The 20,836-nt window shown below is 65.3% G+C and carries 18 protein-coding genes; 7 read left to right on the top strand and 11 right to left on the bottom strand.

Features of this window, described 5'->3' with window-relative positions:
• Positions 1-2: 2 nt before the first annotated feature.
• The 7 genes from JN302_RS35510 to JN302_RS35535 form a co-directional block, all read right to left on the bottom strand.
• Positions 3-683 carry a hypothetical protein gene (locus JN302_RS35510; RefSeq protein WP_202308988.1) on the bottom strand — a complete coding sequence of 227 codons (681 nt, stop codon included), beginning with the start codon at positions 681-683 and terminating at the stop codon, positions 3-5.
• A 14-nt stretch (positions 684-697) separates the two neighbouring features.
• Positions 698-1,273 (bottom strand): invasion associated locus B family protein, encoded by a 576-nt coding sequence (locus JN302_RS35515; RefSeq protein WP_202308989.1) that lies wholly within the window; start codon positions 1,271-1,273, stop codon positions 698-700.
• A gap of 5 nt (positions 1,274-1,278) precedes the next feature.
• Complete coding sequence (locus JN302_RS35520) at positions 1,279-5,541, bottom strand: YadA-like family protein (RefSeq protein WP_202330700.1); 4,263 nt, start codon at positions 5,539-5,541, stop codon at positions 1,279-1,281.
• Positions 5,538-6,053, bottom strand: coding sequence for a hypothetical protein (locus tag JN302_RS35525; protein ID WP_342215894.1), 516 nt, complete (start codon positions 6,051-6,053; stop codon positions 5,538-5,540). Before JN302_RS35525 ends, JN302_RS35520 begins: the two co-directional genes overlap by 4 nt.
• A 404-nt stretch (positions 6,054-6,457) precedes the next feature.
• Positions 6,458-6,913 carry an AraC family transcriptional regulator gene (locus JN302_RS39860; protein ID WP_342215895.1) on the bottom strand — a complete coding sequence of 152 codons (456 nt, stop codon included), beginning with the start codon at positions 6,911-6,913 and terminating at the stop codon, positions 6,458-6,460.
• Between the two features lie 34 nt (positions 6,914-6,947).
• Positions 6,948-7,415, bottom strand: coding sequence for a hypothetical protein (locus JN302_RS39865; RefSeq protein WP_342215896.1), 468 nt, complete (start codon positions 7,413-7,415; stop codon positions 6,948-6,950).
• Positions 7,416-7,764: 349 nt separating this feature from the next.
• Complete coding sequence (locus JN302_RS35535; protein WP_202308992.1) at positions 7,765-7,965, bottom strand: hypothetical protein; 201 nt, start codon at positions 7,963-7,965, stop codon at positions 7,765-7,767.
• Positions 7,966-8,387: 422 nt separating this feature from the next.
• On the opposite strand from JN302_RS35535, the gene JN302_RS35540 reads away from it, so the two are divergent.
• The 7 genes from JN302_RS35540 to JN302_RS35570 all read left to right on the top strand — a co-directional run bounded on the left by JN302_RS35540 (position 8,388) and on the right by JN302_RS35570 (position 17,092).
• On the top strand, positions 8,388-9,287 hold the full coding sequence (locus JN302_RS35540) for a LysR family transcriptional regulator (protein WP_202308993.1): 900 nt from the start codon (positions 8,388-8,390) through the stop codon (positions 9,285-9,287).
• A gap of 254 nt (positions 9,288-9,541) precedes the next feature.
• Entirely contained in the window at positions 9,542-10,021 is a 480-nt protein-coding gene (locus JN302_RS35545; protein ID WP_202330701.1) for a formate dehydrogenase subunit gamma, read from the top strand.
• Positions 10,018-11,574: a formate dehydrogenase beta subunit gene (locus JN302_RS35550; RefSeq protein WP_202308995.1), complete on the top strand. Its 1,557-nt coding sequence runs from the start codon at positions 10,018-10,020 to the stop codon at positions 11,572-11,574. Before JN302_RS35545 ends, JN302_RS35550 begins: the two co-directional genes overlap by 4 nt.
• An 11-nt stretch (positions 11,575-11,585) precedes the next feature.
• A complete protein-coding gene (gene fdhF / locus JN302_RS35555) occupies positions 11,586-14,483 on the top strand; it encodes a formate dehydrogenase subunit alpha (protein ID WP_202330702.1) in 2,898 nt (965 codons plus the stop codon).
• A 34-nt stretch (positions 14,484-14,517) separates the two neighbouring features.
• Entirely contained in the window at positions 14,518-15,342 is an 825-nt protein-coding gene (gene fdhD, locus JN302_RS35560) for a formate dehydrogenase accessory sulfurtransferase FdhD (protein WP_202330703.1), read from the top strand.
• A complete protein-coding gene (locus tag JN302_RS35565) occupies positions 15,332-15,595 on the top strand; it encodes a formate dehydrogenase subunit delta (protein ID WP_202330704.1) in 264 nt (87 codons plus the stop codon). The genes fdhD and JN302_RS35565 overlap by 11 nt, the downstream gene beginning before the upstream one ends.
• 258 nt (positions 15,596-15,853) lie before the next feature.
• Complete coding sequence (locus tag JN302_RS35570; protein WP_202330705.1) at positions 15,854-17,092, top strand: adenylate/guanylate cyclase domain-containing protein; 1,239 nt, start codon at positions 15,854-15,856, stop codon at positions 17,090-17,092.
• Positions 17,093-17,273: 181 nt separating this feature from the next.
• On the opposite strand, the gene dhaK is transcribed toward JN302_RS35570, so the two are convergent.
• The 4 genes from dhaK to JN302_RS35590 form a co-directional block, all read right to left on the bottom strand.
• Positions 17,274-18,260 (bottom strand): dihydroxyacetone kinase subunit DhaK, encoded by a 987-nt coding sequence (dhaK, locus tag JN302_RS35575; protein WP_202330706.1) that lies wholly within the window; start codon positions 18,258-18,260, stop codon positions 17,274-17,276.
• A gap of 26 nt (positions 18,261-18,286) precedes the next feature.
• Positions 18,287-18,721 carry a hypothetical protein gene (locus JN302_RS35580; RefSeq protein WP_202330707.1) on the bottom strand — a complete coding sequence of 145 codons (435 nt, stop codon included), beginning with the start codon at positions 18,719-18,721 and terminating at the stop codon, positions 18,287-18,289.
• Positions 18,718-20,316, bottom strand: a complete 1,599-nt coding sequence (locus JN302_RS35585; protein WP_202330708.1) for a phosphoenolpyruvate--protein phosphotransferase — start codon at positions 20,314-20,316, stop codon at positions 18,718-18,720. Before JN302_RS35585 ends, JN302_RS35580 begins: the two co-directional genes overlap by 4 nt.
• 207 nt (positions 20,317-20,523) lie before the next feature.
• The gene (locus JN302_RS35590) at positions 20,524-20,826 is read right to left on the bottom strand and encodes an HPr family phosphocarrier protein (protein WP_202330709.1); all 303 of its coding nucleotides are present in this window, start codon (positions 20,824-20,826) and stop codon (positions 20,524-20,526) included.
• Positions 20,827-20,836: the final 10 nt, after the last annotated feature.

Here is a 20,836-nt window from a genome sequence, read left to right on the forward strand (position 1 = left end):
CCTCACTTACCCGCCGCCACGGCCACGGAAATCACGACGCAGTTGTTTCCGGTAGGCAGGAGCATTGCGTTGCCCCCGCCGTTGGCAAGTTCATAGACGCTGATTTGTCCAAGGTTGTTTGCAAGCTTGGTTCCCTGCGGCAGCATGGCCGGAATTTCTGCGCATGAAGCTGCAAACGGTGCGACCCGGACCATGGTGCCTTCGCAAACCGATGCGCCAGGCGCGGCGAACACGACGCCCGCCGCCGGACCGCTGTACCCCGGCGTGGCATAGTTCATGCCCACGAGGGCCTGTACCGCATGCTTGTCCGGCGTCTCGGGATTCCAGTTCGACTGGATGCTGTATTGGGAACCCGTGGTCAGCAATTCCCCAAGGACAGGATAGACGGAGGAACAGGATTGCAAGCCGGCCTGTTTGGCGTGCTGCAGGAAGGGCGTATCGGCAAGACCTTGACCGGCTTCATTCGTCTCCGCAACCGCCGGCTGCGAAACGAAGTTTCCGATCGCGTCGTAGCGCATCGCCGCGTAACCGGCAGCGCCCACAACCGCGATGCCCAGCAACGAGAAGGCCGCCGTCTTCAGCCAGTTTCGCCGCAGCTCCTTCCGGTCGTCGACCTCGCTGTGGACGGCATCACCGCTCTGGTTGCGGGACATTATCCTGTCGTGGATCGATTGCTGGTTCATGGGGAGTGCCCTCGTCAATTGATCGCCTCAACGGCGGTAGAAAGGCCCTTGAGGGTCGCGGTCACGCTGATGGTTCGTCCATCAGTGGTCGGGTAGGAGATCGTCGGTGCCGCGCTTCTCGAAATCTGCTCGCGCATGATGGGGCCGATCGGCAGCATGCCGATGCAAACCGCTTCGTTGCATCCGTCAAGCTGGACCTTGACCGGCTCCTTGCGCCCCTCGAACGCCAGCGAGACAAGGCCGTCGCTCCTGGCGACGGGCGCCGTGCGCAGGATCATATAGGGGTTGCCTTCCTGCGTGGCCGCGAGCGACCAGCTGAAGGCGATCTCTCCCGCCTGGTTCTCGATGATCTGGGTGACGTTGCAGACCCTTTGACGTTTCTCCAGGTTTTCGTCGCAGATCAGCGTCCAGTTCTCGAAAGGCCGGATGATCCTCTGGTAACCGCCCGGCTTCACATCCGGAGGTGCTGCGACCTCGGACGGCTTTATTCGCCAGCCAGAAGGATTTGCCTCCTGTCCGGTCGCGTGGGGGCCAGACAGGAACAGGCAAGCCATGAAGGTTGCGGCGCCGGAGATCGCCCGTGTGAGCATTGCGGTCAGTTCAGAGTGAAGCTGACACCGGCGCCGGCGCCCCAGTGTCCACCGGCGGTCGTACCCAACAGATTGGCTCGGACCCGACCGTTTTCGCTGGTGTAGCCGGCGCCGAAGGCGACCGCTCCCTCGCCTCGCCACAAGCCGCCGCCCATTGCGACGCTCACCTTGCCGGGCCGATCGTCGAAGCGGAGCGATGCCGCAGCGAGTCCTATGGCGGCGGCCTGCCGCGCCTCGTCCTGGACCTCGTCGAACTGCTGGTTCAACTGGTTGAACTTCTGATCGGTATAGTCGTTGGCTTCGTTCAACGTCGTCTCTGCGATCCTGTCCGCGTAGTCGTTGGCAGTATCGATGGCATAGCTGACACGGTTGTCGGTGTAGGACTTGGACTGGGTGATCCCCTCGTTCAATTGGGAGACATTGACGACATCGGTAGGCGCCACCCCCTTGCCGACATTCGAGATGACCACCGGCGCATTCACATCGCCGCCCTGCAGCGTGATGCTGTTCTTCTTGGTGCCGTCGGGATTGACGTCATAGAAGACCGCGCTGTTGTTGATGTTCCCGATGCCGCCCTGCAGGTCCTCGATCGCCGAGTTGGTGGCATGAAGCTGCGACCCGTTCACGGCGTCGGTGCTGTCTGCCGAAATGCGACCGGCCGCGACATTCGTGACCGTGCGCTCCGCGCCTTGATGACCGACGCTTACCGTTCCAACCGGAGCAGCGCCGGCAAAGTCATAGTGCTTGCCCCTGATGGTGGCGCCGGATGTGCCGACGGCCGCCTCCGTCGCGGAACCCGAGCCGAGCGCAACGTCATTGGCGTTGTTCGCCTGCGCTCCTTCGCCGAGCGCGACAGCGCCCTGCCCGGTCGCCGCGGCGCCGTGGCCCGCAGCCAGGCTGTCGGTTCCGCTCGCCACGCTTTCCGGTCCGATGGCGACGCTGTCGGTACCGGTGGCCGCGGAATCGGCGAGCGTCGAGTTGGCGCGGAAATATTTGATGCCCCCGCCATTGTTGATGTTGCTGATCGCATTGTCCACGGCGGTGAAGCCGTCATGGATCGTCGTGTAGCTGCCGCCCTGGATGTTGTAGGTCGGCCCGGTGATCGTGCCGTCGGGATTGACGACCGAGTTCCCGCCGAGATGATTGGTGATCTGCGTGCCCAATCCTCTCAACTGGCTGACATTCACCGCATCGGTATCTGCCGAACCGGCTGCGACATTCGTGAGCTTGCGTTCCGAACCGGCCGAACCAAACGACACTTCGCCGAACGAGGTCTGCGCCGCCGCAAGGCCGAAGGCCGTGTAGCTGGCTTGAGCGCCTACCGTCGTCATGGACGAAGCACCGATCGCGACGCTGTTGATGTGGTTGCTTTCGGCGCCTGCGCCCAAAGCGACGGACTGAATCCCGGCGGCTTTCGATTCCGTGCCGATCGCGACGCCGTCGGCCAGCATCACATGAGCGCCCTGCCCGATCGCCGTGCCGCCCGGAGCGACCTGGTCGACGATCGCGCCATTGCCGATGCCGATGCCGTTGTCTGCGTTGACCACCGTCGTCGGACCGACCGCCACCGACTCTGCGCCGACGGCAAGGGAATCCCCGGCAATCGAATTGGCGTGGAAATATTTGGTCGAGGTCACCGCGACCGACGCGATGGCGCCCTGGAGCTGCCGAATGGTCACCGCATCCTGGGCGTTCGTGCCGTCCGCGACATTGGTGATCTGCCGATAGGAAGTGTCCGTGCCGACCGACACGGCCCCGAGCAGCGTCTTGTCGGTCGTGTTGTATTCGATGAAGTTGGATGGACCGGCTGCGATCTGGCCCGCGGCAGGCGCCAGCACCCGATCGGCGATCGATCCGGAGCCGAGAGCTACCCCGCCGTCGATCGTGGCCTGGCTGCCGCGGCCGAGCGCGAGCGAATTGTCGGCGGCGGCCGTCGCCTGGTAGCCAACGGCGCTCGAGCCGATCCCTTGCGCGAAGGAATCGGTGACCGGGAGCGTCCTGTCGTTTGTGCGAACGTAGCGGATGCCGTCGCCATTGGCGTCCGTGTAGGCCGTCGACGTGTCTCCGGCGATATTGTTGATCGTGTTGCCGATATCGCCAATCGTATTGCCGAGATTGGTGATGTCGGTCGTGTTCGCCGTCACCTGCTGGTTGGTCGCGAAGAGTTGCGACCCGTTGACGGCATCGGTCGAAGCGGACGAGAGCTGACCCGCCGCGACGTTCTGGATCTGGCGTTCGGCGCCCGCCGAACCGACCGAGAAGGCGCCGGCCGGAGTGTCTCCGGCAAAGGTGTAATTCGTGCCGCCGATCGTCGCGCCGGCAACCGCAGTCGTCGTGCCCGACGCCGAATTCAGGCCGATCGCCACGTCACCGGCATTGTTGGCCACGGCGTTCGGGCCGACGGCGACGGAATCCGTGCCGAGCGCCTGGGAATCCGGCAGCGTGGAGTTGGCGTGGAAATATTTGATGCCGCCGCCATTGTTGATGTTGTTGACGGCGGTTCCGAGGCTGTCGACCGCCTGGTTGGTCGCATAGAGTTGCGAGCCGTTGATGGCGTCGGTCGAAGTGTCGCTGATCCGTCCCGCGGCGACATTGGTGATGGTGCGTTCCGCACCTGCCGCGCCTACGCTCACGGTCGACGTCGGCGTCGAGCCGACGAAGTTGTACGTCGTGCCGTTGATCGTTGCGCTCGGCGTGCCGACCGCGACGGCCGTCACCGAGCCCGAGCCCAAAGCGACATCGCCGGCGTTGTTGGCGACCGCGGTGTCGCCGAACGCGACCGCGCCCGCCGCCAGCGCGCTGCTGGTGTTGCCGATCGCGACGCTGCCCTGGCCGATGACGGTGTTCTGATAGCCGATGCCGACCGCGCCCTGCGCCGCCGTGCCGGGCGTGCTGATCGCCTGGCCGCCGCCGCCGACCATATTGGTGTTGCCCATCGCGACCGAGCCGTTGCCGGTAGCGGTGTTGTCCTTGCCGCTCGCGATCGCGCCGTCGCCGGTCGCGGTGTTGGGATCGCCGATCGCCACCGCGCCGTCGCCATTGGCGATGTTGCCGGAGCCGATGGAGACCGCCTTGCCGCCGGTCGCGGTTGAGCCGTTGCCGATGGCGACGGCATCTTCAGAATCGGCGACGGTGCTGGTGCCCATCGCAATCGCGTTGAGCGCCGAAGCATTGGCGTTGTTGCCGATCGCCGTGGCGGTAAGAGCCGTGGCCTGGGCTCCCGAACCCATCGCGATCGAGCCGATTCCACTCGACACGGTCGCATTGCCCAGAGCCAGCGCGAAGTTGGCCGAAGCATTGGCATTCGGTCCGAGCGCTGCTGAGCTTGTCCCCGTCGCACGGGAACTTGTCCCGATTGCAGTGGCAAACTGGGCCGATGCCACGCTTTGGCGTCCTATCGCGGTGGCGTCGGCCACCGATGCCGTCACATCTGTGCCAATGGCGATGGCGCTCTGTGCGAGAGCTCCCGTTCCCGCAACAGTGCGCCCGCCAATATTGATGGCGTTGATCGCGGACGCGGTCGCCTGGAAGCCGATCGCGATAGCATTCTGATCGCTTGCGACGGCGGAGCTGCCTTGGGCAAAGGCATCTATTCCCGACGCATTCGCCTGAAACCCGAGCGCAGTGGCGCGCGCCCCGCTGGCAACCGCCAGCCGACCTCCGGCGAACGCAAAGAGTGCGCTAGCCGTGGAGGCGACACCGACCGCGGTGGAGTTCGATCCCGAAGCAATGGCGGCGGTGCCCAAGGCGCTGGCGCCGGCAGAGGTCGCACTGGCGTTGACGCCGAGCGCAACCGCATTGATGTGGCCTGCGACCGTGTTGGCGCCCAGCGCCATGCCGCCATCGCCCGTGGCTCGCGAATTCAGGCCGAGGGCGATCCCGTAGAACCCTGTCGCATCGGCATCGTAGCCGATCGCGACCGAACCGCTCGTCCCGGTCGCGGTGGCTCCACAGCCGATCGCGGTGGCCTGAGCCACGGCACTCGTGGCCAGGCCGCAAGCCGGGTTGGCCAAAGTGCCATTTCCGATCGCGACCTGCGCGAAAGCCGTTTGCGGAATCATGATCCCAATGCCGCCGACCAGCGCCCCGACTGCCGTGCCGGCTCCCAGCGTGCCAAGCCCCAGCCGGCTGCGCTTCATGCCGAGCACGCGATGGGCCATGCGCAGCACCGCTATCAGCCTGCGGCGCTGCGAGCGGCTGTCGCCGCCGTCCGAAACCCAGTTGCCGACAAATCCGCGACGGGATTCCCCCTCAATGCCTGCAGTCATTTTGCGTTTTCCTCGGTGTTGCCCGGGCTTCCTGTTGCCGCATTCGCCCCGGCGGTTGAAAGGTCTTCGAAATTCGACGTTTTTTCCTGAAGGATGCGTCCGATCTTCGCACCCTGGCTCTCGATCAGCGCGCAAGCGCTCGCGACCCATGGCTGCGTAGGTTCCGGAACTGCGTGCAATGCAGTGCGGGCCCGGTCCGGCGGCAGCTCGACCGCCACCAACGCGCGACAGAGATCGAAATGAAGAGCCGGTTCCTGCTCTGCGTAAGCCGGAGAGGTCAATCCAAGCACGAAACAGGCAAAGAGATGATCGATCTCCGGGTCGGTGATCCGGCTGGCGTACTGGCGCCGCAAGGCAGTCCAGGCCGCCTCGACCTTGGGACTGAACAACTCGAATTCCGGAAACTGCATGTTCATCGGCGTTTCGCGAATGGAAACGCTGGCGCTCGGAGCGTTCGAAGGCCTTTCGCGAGGCTCGAACGACGGCATGCGATTTTCTGCCTGGGGCGCCATGTCGCGTCCCGATATCGGCGACATGCGATGGAACGTGCACCGGCCATCTTTGCCGCACCGGCAGAGGCGGTAGCGTGAAGCCTCGCCGCACCGGCAAACTGGTTTTCCGGACAACGCGCAGCATCGCACAGCGAAACTGGCTTTCGCATGAAGGCCTCCTCGGATGTGCAACCGTCCGACGAAGCTTCGTGCCGCGATGCCTGGTCGCGCCGCCGAGGCATCACGTCGGTGATTCCGACGCCGCATCGATGCCTGGCGGAAAGCTCCGGACCCCCGGACGATTCCATGAGCGCAAGGAAGACATACTTCTGGCGCGCGGTATTCCAGAAAGTTCCGATTCTGTTTCAGGAAAGTGCAGCGCCGAGGCGCGGCGCCCGTGCGTCAGGGCCAACCCGACAGCCGCTTCAACCCGAGGGCAGGCTCGCCGTGGCCCCGGAATCTCGAATGGATGCTTGCCCCTCTCGCCGCATCTGCATCGGCGTCATTCCGCGGTATTTCATCATAACGGTCGTCAAATGGCTCTGGCTCGAGAACCCGCTCACATGAGCGACCTCCGCAATCGGCAGTTCGCCCTTGACGAGCAGTCTTTCGGCGAAGCCCAGGCGCAGGCGCAGTATATGTCTGTACGGCGGTTCGCCGAAGCTCCTGGTGAACGCCTGTATGAAATGGCGCGGCGAAAGACCGGAGACGGCGGCAAGCTCGGCCACCGAGATCTTGCACGAAAAATTCGCTTCCAGAAATTCCTGCACCCGCCTTGCGCTGCGGTTCGACAGTCCGCCCTTCGGTCCCGGCACCGGATTACCCATTCCCGTATAGTTCCGGAGAATATGAACGCCGAACATGGTGACCAGCGAATCCACGTAGAGCTCGTTCGGGGGCACCGCGCGCGTCAATTCAGCCTTCAACAACTGCGCGAGATGCAGTGCGGCAGGATCGATGGTCCCGAAGGGGGGGCGGCCGGAGTTCGGGATCGCCCATGGAGAACTCCTGGGCGGCGAGTTCGAGCAGGCTCTCGGGCCTGATGGCGACGATCACGCTTTCCCTTGCGGACGACCAGACGGCCCGGCCTTCGACATTCGCCGGCTGGATAACGAGCGCTCCAGTCGGAGCATCGTACTCCTGCATCCTGTCGCTCCCCAGCGACGCCCGGTTCCCCGGCGCCGGCGCAAGCATGACCGCCGCAAAATGGGTCTCGGCCAGCACGGTCTGCGATCCCGGCGGCCGACGAGAATAGACTGCGCCGCCTCGGAAGGTTGTCAGCCGCGGCCCCGCCTCATTGGGAATGACATCGAGAATCTCATTTGCCCGTTGCCAATCTGTCCCGGAACTGCCGCGTTCCAGGACATCGCTCTTGTGCCGCATTCCCGCCTCAGCGTGTTGCCGGCCAACCGAATTTCCGCTGCCTGAGACGCAGCCGGTAATTCAAATCGACGCCTGAGTTGCCTCCTTCAAGCCCCGTAAACCCCCGTCGCAACCTAAAGGCGACGCCCGGCATTGGAAAGGGCATTGTTGGCAGCGGGTAAAAAATCTCTGAACAAATATTTTTGATCCCTACATCAGCGGCGGCTATTTTAGATATTGCTAAATCAAAATCGGCGACACTACTAAATCAAAGTCGGCTTGATTCATACTCATAGCTCAGATTTGAAGCACAGTTTTCGCAGTCGGGCGGACAGTGACAGGCAATCGACCTCACTGCAGCGCACCTTCGTCAGGAGCCGCCGCGAGTTTTCTCATACATGTCCCACGAAAGCTCGACCAGGGTCAGAAGAACATCCTCCCGGCTCCAGCCTGCCTCTACCGCTGATTGCACGATTTCGTTGAGAATCGGACACAATTGGCGTTCGCATTCGGCCAGCAGATCGCCATCGGCATCGCCAGCCGGAGGACTTCCGAAGTCGAACGCTACCAACAAACGGTCTCCCCAATCATTTATATGTTTTGCGGATCGAAATACTCTTCAACATACCGTATTCCTGAAAGGACGAAAGTTGGCCCTAAGGGAACCGTGACGTCGCGGAAACACCGTCGGACGACAACGGCAACGCGGCCTGACCGGGGTCTCTTTTCCAATTGGCGCCGTGCCACGTTCTCAGCTCGAGGCGCAACATGCCGCGCCAGGATGACCCAAATGCGGCAGCGGGTCCCCAGGGAAGCGCACAGGAGGCCTCCGTCTCACAGGCGAGACGATTCGGCAGCGCTCGGCCGCCGCGAGTCTGCAGGCCGATTTCGCCGGTCAATTTTTGCCTGGGCCATTTTCACGCCGGGCACCCTGGCATTGCCAGCGAACGCGATTCGGACGACCCTGTCTTCCCGTCACGACGGTTGGCATCCATGATCGACAAGCTGGAATTCTTCATCGCACTCGCCAAGGAGGAGCATTTCGGCCGGGCCGCCGAGCAGCTCGGCATCACCCAGCCGACGCTGTCGGCCGCCATAAAACAGCTTGAGGACCAGCTCGGCGTGATGCTGGTGCAGCGCGGCTCGCGCTTCCAGGGGCTGACGCCGGAAGGGCGGCAGGTGCTCGAATGGGCGCGCCGCATCGTCGGCGACACGCGCACCATGAAGGAGGAGATGCGTGCGGCGCGCCACGGGCTTTCCGGCCGCATCCGCATCGCGGCCATTCCGACCGCGCTCGCCATGGTGGCCCGGCTGACCACGCCGTTCCGCGAGAAGCACCCCGGTGTGACCTTCTCGGTGCTGTCGCGAACCTCGATCGAAGTACTGTCGCTGCTCGGCAATTTCGACATCGACGTCGGCATTACCTATCTCGACAACGAGCCACTGGGCCGGGTGACCAGCGTCCCGCTCTATGCCGAGCGCTACCAGCTCATCACCGCCGCGGGAAATCCCCACTCCGACAGCCGCACCGTGACATGGACCGAGGTGAGCCGCCTGCCGCTCTGCCTGCTCACCCCCGACATGCAGAACCGCCGCATCATCGATCAGCATCTGGCCGAAGCAGGCGTTCAGGTGCGCCCGACTCTCGAATCCAATTCGATGATCGTGCTCTTCTCGCATATCCGGACCGGCAAATGGTCGTCGATCATGCCGCTCAACCTGGCCGAGACCTTCGGCTTCGCCGAGCCGATCCGCGCCATCCCCATCGTCGAGCCCGATGCCAGCCACACGGTCGGCCTGGTTGCGGCGCCGCGCGAGCCGCATACGCCGCTGGTCTCGGCGCTTCTGGATGAGGCGATGACGCTGGCGAGCAACTTCAAGCCATCCCGTTGAGATAGAACCCTTCTCGTCCCAATGGCCTCAATCGCCGGCGCGGCCCCTCCGGGCCGCTTGGCTTCGCGCCAACGGGCGCGGCGCGCAGTCGCGCGCTCCAGCGGTCGATCGTATCGACCGCTGGCAACAGAGCCAGGCTTGATAGAAAATTTCTATCAAGCAACGAAACCGCATTATTGATTTGCGACGTTTCCTTTGGCTTCCTAACTATTGAGGTGCCGGACACGCGGTACCGACTTCAGGGAGGGCGCTGCGTGGGAATGCAGCTTGCAAGTACCGAAATCGAAGCGCGGACGGCGCAGGTCGTCGCTGCGCATCACGGGCTCGAAGGCCCGTTGTTGCCGATCCTTCACGGCATCCAGGAAGAATTCGGCTTCGTGCCGCAGGAAGCCTTGCCCGTCATCGCCGAGGCGCTGAACCTCTCGCGGGCCGAGGTGCATGGCGTCGTCACCTTCTACCACGACTATCGCCGCCATCCGGCGGGCCGCCATGTGCTGAAGATCTGCCGCGCCGAGGCCTGCCAGTCGGTCGGCGGCGACGCGATGGCCGAACGCATCCAGAAGCTGCTCGGCATCGGCTTCCATGAGACGACCGGGGACGGCGCGGTCACGCTGGAGCCGGTCTATTGCCTGGGGCTCTGCGCCTGCGCGCCCTCGGCGATGCTCGACGGCGAGGTGATCGGACGCCTCGACGCCGACAAGCTGGACGCCATCGTGGCGGAGGTGCAGGGATGACCGTCACGCTCTACATCCCCAGCGATTCCGGCGCGCTGGCGCTGGGAGCCGAAAAGGTCGCCAAGGCGATCGAGGCCGAGCTCGCCGAGCGCGGGCAGAAGGCGCGCATCGTTCGCACCGGCTCGCGCGGCCTCTACTGGCTGGAGCCGATGGTCGAGGTGCTGACCGACAAGGGCCGGGTGGCCTATGGGCCGGTCATGCCTTCGGAGGTGAAGTCGCTGTTCGACGCCGACTTCCTCGCCGGCGGCCAGCACAAGCGCTGGCTCGGCAAGCCCGAGAAGATCCCCTTCCTCGCCCGCCAGACCCGGCTGACCTTCGCCCGCTGCGGCATCATCGATCCCGTGTCGCTCGACGACTACCGCGCCCATGGCGGCCTTGTGGGGCTGACCAGGGCGATCGCCATGACGCCCGCCGAGATCGTGGCCACGGTGACGGAATCGGGCCTTCGCGGCCGCGGCGGCGCGGGCTTCCCGACCGGCATCAAATGGAAGACCGTGCTCGATACTGCCGCCGAGCGCAAATACATCGTCTGCAATGCCGACGAGGGCGACAGCGGGACATTCGCCGACCGCATGATCATGGAAGGCGATCCCTTCGTCCTGATCGAAGGCATGGCGATATCGGGCATCGCGGTCGGAGCGACCAAGGGTTACGTCTATATCCGCTCCGAATATCCGCATGCGGCCGCCACGATGAACGCGGCGATCGCCGCGGCGCGGCGGGCTGGCGTGCTCGGCGCGGACGTGCTGGGCTCGGGCAAGGCCTTCGACATGGAGGTGCGCGTCGGCGCCGGCGCCTATGTCTGCGGCGAGGAGACCTCGCTGCTCGAAAGCCTCGAAGGCAAGCGCGGGCTGGTGCGCGCCAAGCCGCCGCTGCCGGCCCACAAGGGCCTGTTCGGCAAGCCGACCGTGATCAACAACGTGATCTCGCTCGCCTCGGTGCCCATCATCCTCGACAAGGGCGCGGCCTTCTACAAGAATTTCGGCATGGGCCGCTCGCGCGGCACGATCCCGATCCAGATCGCCGGCAATGTCAAGCATGGCGGCCTGTTCGAGGCCGCCTTCGGCCTCACCCTCGGCGAGATCGTCGACGATATCGGCGGCGGAACGCGCAGCGGACGGCCGGTCAGGGCCGTGCAGGTCGGCGGGCCGCTGGGCGCCTATTTCCCGCGCGCGCTGTTCGACACGCCCTTCGACTACGAGGCCTTCGCGGCCAGGGACGGGCTGATCGGCCATGCCGGCATCGTCGTCTTCGACGACACGGTCGACATGCTGAAGCAGGCGCGTTTCGCCATGGAATTCTGCGCGATCGAGAGCTGCGGCAAGTGCACGCCCTGCCGGCTCGGCTCGATGCGCGGCGTCGAGACGCTCGACCGGCTGGCGAGCAACATCGAGCCGCAGAAGCAGATCGAGCTCGTCACCGACCTGTGCAACACGATGAAGTTCGGATCGCTGTGCGCGCTGGGCGGGTTCACTCCCTATCCGGTGATGAGCGCGCTCACCCATTTCCCCGAGGATTTCAAGCCGGCGCCTGTCGCCGAGGCCGCGGAATAGGAGCGGATGACATGAACGCCTTGTTCGACATCAAATCGCTCGTCGAGGAAGTCGACTACGGCACGCCCGCGTCGAAGTCCGAAAAGACGGTGACGCTGACCATCGACGACCGCACGGTGACGGTTCCGGAAGGCACCTCGATCATGCGCGCCGCCATGGATGCCGGCGTCGAGATCCCGAAACTCTGCGCGACAGACATGCTCGACGCCTTCGGTTCCTGCCGGGTCTGCCTGGTCGAGATCGAGGGCCGCGGCGGCCTGCCGGCTTCCTGCACGACGCCGGTCGCCGAGGGCATCGTGGTGAAGACGCAGACCGAACGCCTCGACCAGGTGCGCCGCGGCGTCATGGAGCTCTATATCTCCGACCATCCCAAGGGCTGGAACCCGGATGCCGGCTTCGAAGGCACGGAGTTCGACACGGTGGCGAAGGCGGTCGGCCTGACGGAGAACCGCTACGGCATCGGGGGCCGCAACCATGTCGCGCCGGGCAACGGCTCGCTCAATATCGACTATATCGCCCGCGACGATTCCAACCCTTATTTCTCCTATGATCCCTCGCAATGCATCGTCTGCTCGCGCTGCGTGCGGGCCTGCGAGGAGGTGCAGGGCACTTTCGCGCTGACGATCACGGGGCGCGGCTTCGAATCGCGCGTCTCGGCGGGCATGTCGGAGAATTTCATCGAGTCCGAATGCGTCTCCTGCGGCGCGTGCGTGCAGGCCTGCCCGACCGACGCGCTTCGGGAAAAGTCGGTGCTGGAGATGGGCCGGCCCACCTCCTCGGTGGTGACGACCTGCGCCTATTGCGGCGTCGGCTGCTCGTTCAAGGCAGAGATGCGCGGCGAAGAGGTCGTGCGCATGGTGCCCTACAAGGACGGCAAGGCCAATCGCGGCCATTCCTGCGTGAAAGGCCGCTTCGCCTGGGGTTATGCCAGCCACAAGGACCGCATACTCAACCCGATGATCCGCGAGAAGATCAGCGATCCATGGCGCGAGGTCAGCTGGGACGAGGCCTTCAGGCACGTCGCCGGCGAGTTCCGGCGCATCCAGTACCAATATGGGCGCGGGGCCATCGGCGGGATCACCTCGTCGCGCTGCACGAACGAAGAGACCTATCTGGTGCAGAAGCTGATCCGCCAGGGTTTCGGCAACAACAATGTCGACACCTGCGCGCGCGTCTGCCATTCGCCGACCGGCTACGGCCTCAAGACGACCTTCGGCACCTCGGCCGGGACGCAGGACTTCGACAGCGTCGAAGAGACCGATGTGGCCGTGATCATCGGCGCCAACCCGACCGACGGCCATCCCGTCTTCGCCTCGCGGCTGAAGAAGCGGCTGCGCCAGGGCGCCAAGCTGATCGTGATAGACCCCCGCCGTACCGACATCGTGCGCTCGGCCCATGTCGAGGCGCAGTATCATCTGCCGCTGAAGCCCGGCACCAATGTCGCTGTCGTCACCTCGCTCGCCCATGTGATCGTGACCGAAGGGCTCCATGACGAGAAATTCATCCGCGAGCGCTGCGACTGGTCGGAATTCGAGGACTGGGCAGCCTTCGTCGCCGAGCCGCAGCACAGTCCGGAAGCGGTGGAAAAGGTGTCCGGCGTGCCGGCGGAGCTGATCCGGGGCGCGGCCAGGCTCTATGCGACCGGCGGCAACGGCGCGATCTACTACGGCCTGGGCGTCACCGAGCACAGCCAGGGCTCGACCACGGTCATGGCGATCGCCAATCTCGCCATGCTGACCGGCAATATCGGCCGGCCCGGCGTCGGCGTGAACCCGCTGCGCGGCCAGAACAATGTGCAGGGCGCCTGCGACATGGGCTCTTTCCCGCACGAGCTGCCGGGCTATCGCCACATGTCCGACGACGCCACGCGCGACATCTATGAGAGCCTGTGGGGCGTGAAGCTCGATCCGGAACCGGGCCTGCGCATCCCCAACATGCTCGATGCCGCGATCGACGGCAGCTTCAAGGGCATCTACGTCCAGGGCGAGGACATCCTTCAGTCCGATCCCAACACCAGCCATGTGGCCGCCGGGCTCGAAGCGATGGAATGCGTGGTCGTGCACGACCTCTTCCTCAACGAGACCGCCAACTACGCCCATGTCTTCCTGCCAGGCTCGACCTTCCTGGAAAAGGACGGGACCTTCACCAATGCCGAGCGCCGCATCAACCTCGTGCGCAAGGTGATGGCGCCGAAGAACGGCCTCGCCGACTGGGAGGTGACGCAAAAGCTCGCCCGGGCGATGGGCATGGACTGGAGCTATTCGCATCCGTCCGAGGTCATGGACGAGATCGCCAGGACGACGCCGAGCTTCGCGTCCGTATCCTACGACCTGCTCGAGCGCGAGGGCTCGGTGCAGTGGCCTTGCAACGAGAAGGCGCCGCTCGGCACGCCGGTCATGCATATCGGCGGCTTTGTGCGCGGCAAGGGCAAGTTCATCCGCACCGAATATGTGGCGACCGACGAGAAGACGGGGCCGCGCTTCCCGCTGCTTCTGACCACCGGCCGCATCCTGTCGCAATACAATGTCGGCGCCCAGACGAGGCGGACCGACAATGTGGTGTGGCACCAGGAAGACCGTCTGGAGATCCATCCTTTCGACGCCGAGAACCGCGGCATACGCGACGGCGACTGGGTGCGGTTGCAAAGCCGGGCCGGCGAAACCACCTTGCGCGCGCTGATCACCGAGCGCGTCGCGCCGGGGGTGGTCTATACGACCTTCCACCACCCCGACACGCAGGCCAACGTCATCACCACGGATTTCTCCGACTGGGCGACCAACTGCCCCGAATACAAGGTGACGGCCGTGCAGGTCGGCCCGTCGAACGGCCCGACCGACTGGCAGGAAGAATATGAGGCGCTCTCCCGTCGCAGCCGTCGCATCGAGGGCAAGCTGGAGGCGGCGGAGTGAGAAGAGAGCCGAGGTCTCAGGGAGAGGGGGCGCCATGATGCGCCCGCCCCTCGCCCAGGCATCTCGCCTGGCCCACCGGACCGGCGGCACCCGCATCGCCGACCGCATGGTGCCGGAAGAAACCCCGATCGCACTGTCCTATGCCGGCACCACCCATGCGGTGATGATGGCGAGCCCGGCCGATTTCGAGGATTTCGCGCTTGGCTTCTCGCTGACCGAAGGCATCATCTCCTCGCCTGACGAGATCGAGGCGATCGAGGTGGCGGATCTCGGCGCCGGGATCGACATCCAGATCCGGTTGAAGGACGCCGCCAACACGCGCTTCGCGGCGCGGCGGCGGCGGCTCGCAGGTCCGGTCGGCTGCGGCCTGTGCGGCATCGAATCGATCGAGGAGGCCATGCGTTCGGTCGACGCTGTCGGCGCCTCCGGCCTCTCGCTCGCCGCGGACGACATCGCCCGTTCCGTCAGGCTGCTCTCCAAGGTGCAGCCGCTGCATGCCGAGACCGGCGCTGTCCATGCCGCGGGGTTCTACATGCCCGGCAAGGGCATCGTCGCGGCGCGCGAGGATGTCGGCCGCCACAATGCGCTCGACAAGCTGGCCGGCGCCTTGGCGAAGTCAGGCATGGACGGAACCGGCGGCGCCGTCGTCGTGACCAGCCGCGTCTCGGTCGAGATGGTGCAGAAGACCGCGGCCATCGGCGCGCCCTTCATCATCGCGGTCTCCGCGCCCACCGCGCTCGCCATCCGCACCGCGGAGGCCGCCGGCATGACCCTCGTCGCCCTGGTGCGCGGCGAGGAATTCGACGTCTTCACACATCCCGAACGCGTATCCGACGAGGCCTCCAGACATGTCGCATGACGAGAACCACGCCATGAACACCAAGGAGAAGCTGGTCTACATGGCGAACCAGATCGCGGCCTTCTTCGAGACCATGCCGCATGACGAGGCGGCGGCGGGCGTGGCCAAGCATATCAACGACTTCTGGGACCCGCGCATGCGCCGCCAGTTCTTCGAGATCGTCGAGGCCGGCGGCAAGGGGCTGAGGCCCCTGGTGCTCGACGCGGTGGCCGGCATCCGGCGACCCGCCCCGGCGGAGAAGCCGGCGGCCTGAGGCGTCGGCCGCGCGGAAAGGATCCGTCCCGGCGACAGCGCCTGAACAATTGTTTCGATTCTCCGTCCGATACTGTTCTTTTCGATCGTATCTGCGTAGCCGGCTTTTCTCCGGCGCGCCCCGCCCTTATCTTTCCCGATAGAGCGCGGTGCGTCCACCTGGACGCACAAAGGACGCTCCGTCGTTTCTCAAGCCTACGCATCGTGCTTTCCGAAGATCGAGCACGATTCTCGTGCCGATGCGGTCGAGGTGCAATGCATGAACGAGATCGTTGCCGTTCCCGGGCCAACCATGATGAGCCATGGCGACATCGACCACGCCGCGATCGACGCGCTGATCGCCTGGATGATCGACGGCGCGCCCCCGAGCCGGGGTGAGACGGCCAGGCCAGGCAGCCGTATCGACGACATCTGCCGGCGCCTTGTCGCCGCCGGCGTGCCGATCGGACGCTTCGCGCTCTTCGTCAATCTGCTGCATCCCAATATCGAAGGACGCCGCATCGCATGGACGGCCGAAGACGGGGTGACGATCACCGATGGTCCCATCGGCGTCTCCAGCACTGTGGAGTACACACGCAACCCCTTGCCGAAGGTGATCTCGGAGCAAGTTTCGATCCGCCGGCGCCTCAACGATCCGGATGCCCTGTCGGAGTTCATGATCCTTTCCGAGCTCAGGGACGAGGGCTTCACCGATTACATGGCCATGCCGCTGGTCTTCACCGACGGCGAAATCCACGCGGCCACCTTTTCGACGAAGGCTCCCCAGGGCTTCAGTCTCGAAGCGATCGCTGCGATCGAGCTCATCCGCAGGCCGCTCGCCAGGCTCGCCGAGACCTATGTGCTGCGCATCAACGCGGCGTCTATCCTCTCGGCCTATGTCGGGCGCAACAGCGGCGACCAGATCCTGGGCGGCAGCATCCATCGCGGCGACGGAGAGGAGATCGAGGCGGCGATCCTCTTCACCGACCTGATCGGCTTCACCGAGCTTTCCAACACCATGTCCGGCCCCGAGATCGTCACGATGCTCAACGACGCCTTCGACATAGTCGTGCCCCCGGTCGAAAAGCATGGCGGCGAAGTGCTGAAGTTCCTCGGCGACGGCTTCTTCGCGATCTTTCCCTATAACGGCAAGACGACACGCGCCGACGCAGTGAAGGCCGCGAGCGAGACCATCCTCGAAGGCGAGACGTTGCTGGCCGCAAGCCCGCACGCCGGCAAGATCGCCTTCCGCTCCGCGCTCCACGCAGGCAGCTTCCACTATGGCAATATCGGCGGTGCGAACCGGCTCGACTTCACTGCGATCGGGGGCCCTATAAACTACGCGGCCCGACTGCTCGATGCGGCGGCGGTGCTCGACCTGCGGCACGTCGTCTCCGAGGAGATCGCAACCAATCTCTGCGTCGACGCGAAGCTTGCGGCGACGGTCGAGTTCAAGGGCTTCGAGGGGCCGCAGAAGCTGTTCACCTATTGCGGCCGTGAGGAACATCATAACCTTTGACTGGCGGTGCCGCCCCTCATCCGCCTGCCCGTCCTCCGCAGCAGCTGCGGAGGACGGGCAGGCGGATGAGGGGCAGTGCCCGAACTTCGCCGAATCCATTATCTGCTTGAAGCAAAACGACTTTCAGCGCCACTATCATGGCAGGGGCTTGCCGTAACGGTCAAGAACAAGACCGACGGCATCACATACCCCAACGCAGCGCGGCCGTGTGGACCGGCGCATCCCAGAGCTTCGCCGTCTCCTCGTCCAGCATCGAAAGCGTGATCGAGCAGCCAGCCATGTCGAGCGACGTGACATAGGAGCCGACCAGCGAACGAACGACCGTCACGCCCTGTGTCTCGAAAATCTTCCGCGCGGCGTTGTACATCAGATAGAGCTCCATCGACGGCGTGCCGCCGAAGCCGTTGACGAAGAGCAACGCCTTGCCGCGTGCGGCGGCACCAAGGTCATTTGATATCGCCGTGCAGATCTCCTCGGCGATCGCGTCCGCGCTCTTCAGCTGGTCGCGCCGCCGGCCCGGCTCGCCATGGATGCCGACGCCGAATTCCATCTCGCCTTCGCCGATCTCGAAGGTCGGCCTGCCGGCGGCCGGCACGGTGCAGGAGGTGAGGGCCACGCCCATGGAACGGGTCGAGGCGTTCACTCTATCGCCGAGCGCCTTCAAAGCGGCGAGCGCCCTGCCCTCTTCGGCAGCGGCGCCGACGATCTTCTCCACGACGAGCGTCCCGGCCACGCCGCGGCGGCCGGTCGTATAGAGCGAATCCTCGACCGCCACGTCGTCATTGGTCACGACCTGGAGCACGCCTTCCGACATCTCGGCGGCCATGTCGAAGTTCATGACGTCGCCTTCGTAGTTCTTGACGATGAACAGGCAGCCGGCGCCGGTGCCGACGCTGGCGGCGGCTTCCAGCATCTGGTCGGGCGTCGGCGACGTGAAGACCTGTCCCGGACAGGCAGCGTCGAGCATGCCGTGGCCGACGAGGCCGGCATGGAGCGGCTCATGGCCGGAGCCGCCGCCCGAGATCAGCGCCACCTTGCCGGGTTTCAGTTCCCGGCGGCGGACGAATTTGTGGCCCTCACCGAGGACCAGTATGTCGGAATGGGCGGCGACGAAACCGTCGAGGCTCTCCGTCAGCACGCTGTCGACCGAGTTCAGGAACTTCTTCACGGCAATCCTCCCGTTTCGGGCCGCGGTCAGCCGCCGCCCTTGCCCGCAATGCTGGTGATCCTGTGGATGAAATCGTAGATGGCCCGGTCGAGGGCCGCGTTCTGCTTGTCGTCGCCGAGGTCGGGCACGGTGAGCGAGATGTGGCGGACCTTGCGGACACCGGCCGCGAGCGGCGCCTTGCCGGGATGCGCGACCTGATAGGCGGCCAGGAATTGATCCCGCTCGGCCGCGCTGAAATGGCAGACCGAAAAGATCAGCGGCAGGTGGCGTGCGGGGATCGGCGTCGGATAGGCGGGGCTTGAGATCTGGGTGACGAAGCTGCGGTGCTTGCCCAGCGCGTCGGCAAGCCGCTGGCGGGTACCGGAGGGACGCTGTTCGAGGACAGCCGACAACACCCCCTTGTAGGCGCGGATGGCGTCGTCCGGCCCCACAGCAGGCTCTATCGCGGGCGGCCGGTTCATAGCGAGACGTCCGCGACCGCCGCCTTGGCGGCGGCGAGTTGCGCAGGCGCGACGGACAGGTCGCGCAGGCCGGCCTCGAGCAGCGCGGGGATCGCCGCGGGATCGCCGCCGGCGTCACCGCACAGGCTGACGGGAATGCCGTGCTGGCGGCCGAAGGCGGCGACACCGGCGATCAGCCGCAGCACGGCGGGATTGCGCGCCGAGTTCAGCCCGGCGACCGAACCGTTGTCGCGCGCCGCGGCCATGACATATTGGGTCAGATCGTTCGAACCGATCGAGAAGAAGGCCGCATCGGCGAAGGCCTCGGGCATGATCGCGGCGGACGGCACCTCGACCATGATGCCGAGCGGCGGCATCCGGTGCGCGATCCCCGCGGCCGACAGCATCGCCGCCTCCTGCAAGAACAGCGCGCGCGCCCTGGCGTATTCGTCAGGGACGGCGACCATGGGGAACATGACCTTGAGGTCGCCATGGACGGCAGCGCGCAGCAAGGCGCGGATCTGCACCCGGAACACGTCCGGTCGGGCAAGGGAAAGGCGGATGCCGCGCTGGCCGAGGAAGGGATTGTCCTCCGCTACGGTGAAGCCCGGCACCGGCTTGTCGCCGCCGGCATCGACGGTCCGGATCGTCACCGGCTTGCCCTTCGCCCATTCCAGCACTTTCCGATAGGCGCGAAGCTGGGTCTCCTCGTCGGGCAGCGCATTGCCGAAAAGGAACTCGGTGCGCATCAGGCCGACGCCGTCGCAATGGCCGACCTCGATCGCATCGACGTCGGACGGATCGGCGATGTTGATCAGGACGCGCACGGCGGTGCCGTCGCGCGTGGCTGCCGGGCGGGACAGGAACTCTCCGGCACGCAGCCTCGCGGCGTTGAAGGCTTCCGCGGACGAGCGGTAGGCAGCGAGATCGTCCTCGCCCGGACCGAGCACAATGCCGCCATGTTCGGCATCGAGCAAGGCCAGCCCCGTGAAGCCCGCGACGGCATCGCCGAGCCCGACGACCATCGGCACACCGCGTGCCCGGGCCAGCATGGCGACATGACTGGCCGGAGAACCCCTGGCAAGCGCCACGCCGCCGCCCTTGCTCCAGTCGGTACCGAGAAACAGCGTCGGCGCGATATCGTCGCCGCAAAGCACGGCGCCCGGCGGCGCCACGGGACAGGCATCGCCGGCAAGCGCGCGCAGCACCGTGTCTCTGATATCGCGCAGATCGGCCGAGCGCGCCCGGAAATAGGCATCCTCGGCCTGCTCGTAACCTGCGATCTCGGCGTCGAGCACAGCTCGCCAGGCCTCATCCGCGGCGGCACCGCCCTCGATGGCCGCGAAGGCTGGAGCAGCTAGGGCATCGTCTTCGAGCATGGCGAGCTGGAATTCCAGGATCTCGGCCGCTTCCCCGGGAGCATTGGCGATCATGTCGCCAATTCTCGCCGAGGCCTCGGCGAGCGCCGATCTCAATGCATCCGCCTCGCCAGCGGCCGTTCCCTTGGCCGCGTAGGCCGATGCGGCGTGGCCGAGATGGAACAGGGGTCCGGCCGCATAACCGGGCGACGCCGGAGTGCCGGTGAGCCGGACAGGTTCCTCGCCGGCGTGGTGCATCTAAGCCCCCCCCTCTGTCCTGCCGGACATCTCCCCCTCAAGGGGGGAGATGCGCCTGCCGCTTGGCTTTCGCCAATCAGCGACGCCGGAGGACGATCGCCGACATTGAAACTGCCAATCTCCCCCCTTGAGGGGGAGATGTCCGGCAGGGCAGAGGGGGGTATCGGAAACCACCGGCGTCTCTCTTTTCGAACGGCGCCCTGCTACTCAGGCCGACTGCGCATGAACGTCACTCTCGTCGAAGTCGCGATCGACCAGCGCGACCAAGGCCTCGATCGCCTGCCTGGCATGTTCTCCCTCGGCGCGCAGATGAAGTTCCGTGCCCTTCGGCGCTTTGGTCGCCATCACCTTGACGATGCTTTTGGCGTCGATCCACGGACCATCGGCAGCGAGCGCCATCTCGATCCGCGCGGGAAAGGTCTTGGCCAGCTTGGTGAACTTCACCGACGGGCGCGCATGCAGCCCCACCGCATGGTTGATCAGGACCGTGGCCTCAGCTTTCGACATCACTTCTCCTCAA

It is taken from the genome of Mesorhizobium sp. L-8-3 (assembly GCF_016756615.1).
Taxonomy (GTDB): domain Bacteria; phylum Pseudomonadota; class Alphaproteobacteria; order Rhizobiales; family Rhizobiaceae.